General features: G+C 38.1%; 8 protein-coding genes. 7 read left to right on the top strand and 1 reads right to left on the bottom strand.

Features of this window, described 5'->3' with window-relative positions; translation table 11 throughout:
- Window positions 1-240 precede the first annotated feature (240 nt).
- Window positions 241-435, bottom strand: coding sequence for a hypothetical protein (locus tag HUN22_RS14880; protein WP_031948333.1), 195 nt, complete (start codon window positions 433-435; stop codon window positions 241-243).
- A 124-nt stretch (window positions 436-559) separates the two neighbouring features.
- On the opposite strand from HUN22_RS14880, the gene HUN22_RS14875 reads away from it, so the two are divergent.
- The 7 genes from HUN22_RS14875 (at window position 560) to HUN22_RS14845 (ending at window position 5,789) form a co-directional block, all read left to right on the top strand.
- Window positions 560-1,798 carry a phage/plasmid replication protein, II/X family gene (locus HUN22_RS14875; RefSeq protein ID WP_174730875.1) on the top strand — a complete coding sequence of 413 codons (1,239 nt, stop codon included), beginning with the start codon at window positions 560-562 and terminating at the stop codon, window positions 1,796-1,798.
- A gap of 10 nt (window positions 1,799-1,808) precedes the next feature.
- Window positions 1,809-2,123, top strand: a complete 315-nt coding sequence (locus HUN22_RS14870; protein ID WP_174730872.1) for a hypothetical protein — start codon at window positions 1,809-1,811, stop codon at window positions 2,121-2,123.
- A gap of 239 nt (window positions 2,124-2,362) precedes the next feature.
- Window positions 2,363-2,557 (top strand): hypothetical protein, encoded by a 195-nt coding sequence (locus tag HUN22_RS14865; protein WP_174730869.1) that lies wholly within the window; start codon window positions 2,363-2,365, stop codon window positions 2,555-2,557.
- A gap of 10 nt (window positions 2,558-2,567) precedes the next feature.
- A complete protein-coding gene (locus HUN22_RS14860) occupies window positions 2,568-2,786 on the top strand; it encodes a major capsid protein (protein WP_174730867.1) in 219 nt (72 codons plus the stop codon).
- 87 nt (window positions 2,787-2,873) lie between these two features.
- Window positions 2,874-4,316: a virulence factor TspB C-terminal domain-related protein gene (locus HUN22_RS14855; RefSeq protein WP_174730864.1), complete on the top strand. Its 1,443-nt coding sequence runs from the start codon at window positions 2,874-2,876 to the stop codon at window positions 4,314-4,316.
- 2 nt (window positions 4,317-4,318) lie between these two features.
- Window positions 4,319-4,603: a DUF2523 family protein gene (locus tag HUN22_RS14850; protein ID WP_174730861.1), complete on the top strand. Its 285-nt coding sequence runs from the start codon at window positions 4,319-4,321 to the stop codon at window positions 4,601-4,603.
- Complete coding sequence (locus tag HUN22_RS14845) at window positions 4,596-5,789, top strand: zonular occludens toxin domain-containing protein (protein ID WP_368074581.1); 1,194 nt, start codon at window positions 4,596-4,598, stop codon at window positions 5,787-5,789. Before HUN22_RS14850 ends, HUN22_RS14845 begins: the two co-directional genes overlap by 8 nt.
- The last annotated feature ends 545 nt before the right edge of the window (window positions 5,790-6,334 follow it).

Here is a 6,334-nt window from a genome sequence, read left to right as displayed (position 1 = left end):
TTCGCATAATGTGGTGCACAGATTATGTTACTAAGCCCCAGTGAGAAGATTACACAGTCTCACGGGGCTTTTTAACATCAATCTGCATTATGCGAACTAAGGGCAGTGTCGTGGCGAAGCCGATGGCGAGGGCTCGCAGTCCATCGGCGTGACACGATGCTAAATAGAGTTGGGGAAGGGCATCCGGATGCAAAAAAAGTCCACCTTCTCTAGTGTGGACTTAACTCCGGAAAAACGGACTTATTCGTCTTTACCTAATACTTCAGTTCTATATTTTAATACTTCTTCTGCCTTCAGATTTTTCAAGTGATATTTTATAAGTGCATGAATTACATCACTTTCAGCCATTAACGATTTTTTTTGTACGACGAATTTCATTAACGTCTCTTTTACGTCTTCAACTTCTTCACTACGGATTTTGTAGACTTTGCTCATTTGTTAACGCCTTGTAACTAAATAACTAGGTAACTTTTTATGATATTAACCTGTTTTACAGGTTGACAAGTTACTTAGTAATTTTGTTTAATCTGTTAAACCCAGTTACTAGGTAACTTTTTGCATGTTAGACAAGATCGTAATGCATATTCCTGTTGATGCTTCGCTAGTTGATATTACTAGCGATGGTCAACATTGCATTTTTGGTTTTGACATGCTTGATCTAGGCCTAAAGAAAGTAGGGGCTTGGAGCGTTTATAAAAATGATGAAGGCGAGGTTAGACCTATCGCTTTGAATCATGCTTATGAGAAATTGCCAACTTCCTACACAAGCATGGCTTTTAAGTTCTTTCATGAAGGGCGTTATTACCCACATGTTGAGCTAAAGGCCAGTCCTGCAAAGATTTTGCAGGGCCATAATGTTTACGGCACTGACTGGATTGAAGAAGGTGCAATGGAAATGCTTGGCTATTTAGCTGAGTCTCATCCGACACTTTATTCAATGTTAGCAATCTCCGAAACTGAAGTTTTGCAGCTTGATGCCACATATTCGGCACGTTTACGTGATGATAATCAAGTTGCTCAAGCACTTGATTTTATGCGCAATATGTCTTCTAGACATATTCGTAAATCACAAAAACAAATCGTTTATAAAAATACTGTTTATTTCGGTTCTGAACGTGGAAAGCGTTTTGCCCGTAAAGTGTATGGCAAAGCCTGTGAATTTCAGAATCAACTTGAAGAGCAAACTAAGCTTGCTAAGGCAAATGATAAATGCGCTCAACGAGTTGTAAAGGTTATGTCTGATCCAGAACTTCAAGCATGGACGAAAGGTCTTTTACGCTTTGAAACTGGTATCAAACGTTATGTTTTAAAAGAACTCGGTATTCCGACTAATTTATTTCAGCTAATCCGCTATCAACGTGAAAATCCAACTTTTTTAAAAGACCTATGGGTCAAAGCTAACTCTGAACTTTTCAAAGCCCTTGAGGGTACTGCAATGAAAACGACTGATCACGAATCTATTTTTAAAAATTTATGCAATGTCTTTGGAACTGTAACTCCATCAGGCCGTAAGAGTATTACGAAAGCTCGTAATCTGTTCAATTTCTATTGTGCGCTTGAGACTCATGGTACTGATGCAATGAAGCTTCAGTATGGTAAATCACAGTTCTTTGCCCAAATGGCTGATTTAATTTCGGCAGGTTATTCAAAGGCATTTCTTCAAAACCTTCATGTTGAAACTAAAAACAACGTCATTCCGTTTATCAAACTCGTTGAAATTAACTTTGAAAACCAAGTACCTGACAACTTTAAAGAACCAGTTTCTACGTTTAATCAACGCTTACTTAAAATCGCATAGGTGAAAAATCATGTCTCAAATTATCTTTAAAGCAAAGCTTATCAATGTTGATCAGACTACAAATGAGAAAGGCTTAAACATGCGTTTAATCTTTGAATCTCAACGTTATGACAAAGGTCTTGATCAGTGGGTTCCATGTTCACAGAACGTTAAAGTCGTTGAAGATCATCACCACATGAAAGATTTCTATATGTCTTATAAAGGTCGTGAAATTTATTTACCAATCGAAATGACAGCGATGGACCGCAACATTTTTTATAAAACAACTGGTGATGGTAAACCGTTGCAGGTTGAAGAAAAGAAAGCGACTGAGCTAAAAGCTTAATGTTATCAAATGCTTACTTATACGGCATGCCGTATAATGTATAATATGTTAAAAATCAACAACTTACGTGTATTTTAATATGACACAGTACGTTTATAAATGCAAGAAGTGCGGTAAAGAGTTCACAAAACACTCAAGTTACTGCATTCACTTTTACAAGTGTAAATAACAGATACCACTGGCTTTGGGGGCGTGAATTTAAAGCGCAAGCCAGTGGCTCTAATTGGGGATTTTAAGAAATGGATATGGTCTGTAAGCAATTATCGTCAGCCGATGCTAATGGGGTGCAGACCTGTCTTGAATGGGGTCAAGCTGACCTTTATTTACCGCCAATGAGCTACGCCGAAGCAACATCAATTGGGGGCGCTTTTTGGTTATGTCTCGCAGTCGTATGGAGCCTAAAAGTCATACGAGTGCAAATTTTTGAAAAGTAAGGAGTTCATTATGAACACTAAAAAACAAGTAATGTTTCAACGTTTAAAACAAATTGCTGTAGTTACAACTGCTGTGGGGGCTGCTGCTGCTTCAAATGCTGCTGTTGATGTAACTCCAATTACTGGGGAGTTGTCTGGGGCTCAAGTAGCGGGTGCTACTGTTGCTGCTGCTGCAATCTTGATCCCGTTAGGTATCAAAGTATTTAAATATATTCGCTCTGCATTTTAATTCAGATTGAATACATGTGAGCTATCGCTTCTGCTTTAGCTCACTTTCTTTTTAGGGGTGAGTCATGGGTGATATTGGGGCGTACATATGGCTATTAATGATGATTTATATTGGTATAAAAATGTTTTAAAAAGAACAATTTCAACAACAATCCGCTTTTACTTATCTATCTCAATTATCCTTTCACCAATAATTCTAATGACAGAAGCCAATGCAACCGATAAAGGTGATTGGTGGTTGCAACGTGAAGTTAAGCTACAACAAAACCGTGAAGATTACGCCAGACGTGTGTATGGACGTTCTGCAAAGTCTTTCACTGAAACTGATCCTGTCACTGCTAAAAGCAAAACCGTTACTAAAATTGCAATTGCTGAAGCAACACCTACAGCTAGTCGAGTGGGTTCTACAATGCTGCAACGTGTCGCGTTTTATGCAAAGAATCCAGGTGTACAAATGATTGGGGTTTATGCAGTAACACAACTAATTGAGGGTATCGGTTGGGTTATGGATGAGGGTTCTAAATCATATGTGAAATATAAGCCTACTAATCAATCATGTCAGACTCTAGTTTATGCTATGAATGGCGGTATAAATAATACATCTGCTTGTACTGTCCGTGATTCTTGTTTACTTGAAGTTGAGTATTTAAAAAAACAATTTCCTGCACGTAAATATGCTTTTAAATCTTCTACTGAGAATCCTAGAGATTGTACTTTTACTTGGGTTGACGGTACAGGTGCTACACAAACAGGAAGTACTTCATTTACTCCTTATACAAATCCAAATTATGACCCAAATGCACAAAAGGAAAAGATTCCTTTAACCCCTGTGTTATTAGGTGCTGCAATGATGGGTGAAGGTTATAACGATCCAGTTGATCCAACTAGATACAATCCGATGGCAAATACTGGTCAGATGGATCAGTCAGTTGCTAATGCTTACGAACATGACCCTACAGGTGTGGGTGATGATCTAGCACTGGAAATGGATGACAAAATTAAAAATGCTCCTTTGACACCAGATGGACAGCCTGCACCTTTTGGAGATCCTCGTTATAAAACGGCCCCTACAACTGATAATCCCAATATGAATGATCGTGCTTGGCAAGATGACGGTGCAAAAGCAGACGGTAAAGCAGAACCAATAAAAGACGCTGATGGGAATCCTACTGGCGGCCAATCAATATCTCTTGAATTTCCTGTATTTTGTGAATGGGCCTTTACTGTCTGTAATTGGTATGACGATTGGCAAACTACAGATAAATGGTTGAAGGAAGACCCAGAACAAAAAGACCCTGAAAAGGTTGAATTTGATGATGATGCATCTGCGGGTAAAGTAACGCTTACAGGTTCGGATGTTTGCCCTCAAGATTCTGTTCAATTCACCGTGATGGGTCAGCTCTATACCATTGAATTACCTTATCAGCCTGTTTGTGATGCGCTTACTTTTTTTAAGCCTGCTGTACTTGCTGTAGGGGCGATTACTTCAGCATTTATTGTTGCGGGTATTAATGTTAAGGGAGAAGAATAACTATGAGTTTAGCTAATCTTCTCTCTAAAGTATCAGAAACTATTCTCTCTAGTGCCGTTTCAAAATTATTAAAAGGTGCTGGGCTTTCACTATTTACTTATGGAGCTACACAAGGAGCATTTTCCTTAGCTGTAAGCACTATTCATAGTTATTGGGGCGCGTTGGGCAACGTACTGTATGTTGTTGGTCTTAGTGGATTTGATCAGGCTATTAGTATGATTTTATCTGCAATTGCCTTACGTGTTGCCTTAACAAGTATGCAAGTTGGGGTACGCAAAAGTGATTAATTTAGTATGTGGACAACCACGAAATGGCAAATCTCAATTTATGGTTAAAACCATATTAGATATGCTTGAACAAAATAAAAAATTAGAAGAACAAGGTAAGCCAATACGTCAGATTTATTGTGATATTGATGGCTTGAGAATACCTGAAATCGAACCTGCTCCAGACGATTGGCGTGAAACTCCAGATGGTTCAATTATTATTTATGATGAAGTACATATGCGAAAAGCATACGAGTACAAAGGTAACCAATATTCACAAGATCAGATGATTAAGGATCTAACTATTCATGGTCATTTCAACAAAGATATATGGTTAATTACACAGGATCCTGCGCGAATTGAGAAAGGCATCCATAAGCTTATTGATAAGATGTACTTCATAAAAAGACCTAGTTCTAAACCTTCTTATACTAATGTTTTTGTGTTTGATAAGTGGTTATCTAGTCCTGAACCTGCGGCAAATCGAAATGCTAAAAATAAGAAGTACTTTGATCACTATCGCTTTCATTTTAAAGATGAATACCAAAATCTTTATCATTCTGCGTCTGATCATTCTAGTATTAAGTTTAAGTTACCAAAACAGATATTTATCTACATTACAATCATTCTAGGAATTGTGGGTTTTGTTGTGTTTGGCTTAATGAATACTAAATCTTTTAATCCCCAAAGATTTGAGGAAAAACAAAATGCAGCAGATACCAAAAAAGATAGTAAAACGACTGGTCAAACGGCTAATCAAAAAACTGACGAACAGAATTTATTATTAGATCAGCAATGTTCTAAACAGTACGGTTTAACCATTGAGCAATGCGCCGATCTACGCGACCCAACTAAAAGAAATGCTGAGCTACTCGCTAAAGAGAAGAACGACATGCAAAGTATTGTCCTTCAGTACAATCCCAATAAGCCGTATGATGTTGATGTAAGTCAGATTCAATATGAGGTTACGGCAAAGCCGGTTTTTAGTGGCTGTATTAAAAAGAATGGTCGTTATGTGGCTTATACGCAACAAGGTACGATTTTGCATGATGTCAGTAGTTCAGACTGTAAGAAGCTTATAGATCAAGGCGATAGACCGTTCAATTACTTCAAGCAAGAACAACGGCAAATTGCTACACAGCAACCGTTAGCACAGCCTCTTAAAACGGATGAAAAAGAGCAAAACCCGATTACAGCTGTTATCTGAAAATCTAAATTTCTTTTCTTTGATTACTAAAGACCGTCTATATGTTCTACCGTAGCTGTAACAATAAAAAGTCGTTCAGGGGAATTGCGAGTCCCCGAAGCTGTGCGCAGGGGTCGCAAGGCGTAGTCTACGGCTTTTTACGTGATAATATATCGACTTACACTCAATGCCAGTATTGCGGAAGAACATTACAATTTGGGCAATTGGTGAAGCATTTACGCTTGTTTCATGGTTATGGAACAAAAGATTTTATAATTGATTTTTAATGGGGTTAGTAAGATATGACAGCTTGGCAAATTTTTGGGATTATAGTTCTTAGCATATTTTTTGTAGTTATGAGCTATTACTATACTTGGTCTGCTCTACGAGGCGATGACCCAATTGATAAAAATGAAGTCAAATAATTAAGCTCTGAGAGTTCGCATAATGTGGTGCACAGATTATGTTACTAAGCCCCAGTGAGAAGATTACACAGTCTCACGGGGCTTTTTAACATCAATCTGCATTATGCGAACTAAGGGCAGTGTCGTGGCGAAGCCGATGGC

Origin of the sequence: Acinetobacter lactucae (assembly GCF_013344765.1) — a bacterium.
GTDB classification, from domain to species: domain Bacteria; phylum Pseudomonadota; class Gammaproteobacteria; order Pseudomonadales; family Moraxellaceae; genus Acinetobacter; species Acinetobacter lactucae_A.
The sequence above is the reverse complement of the archived record's forward strand: the minus strand, read 5'-3'. Positions and strand labels throughout refer to the sequence as shown.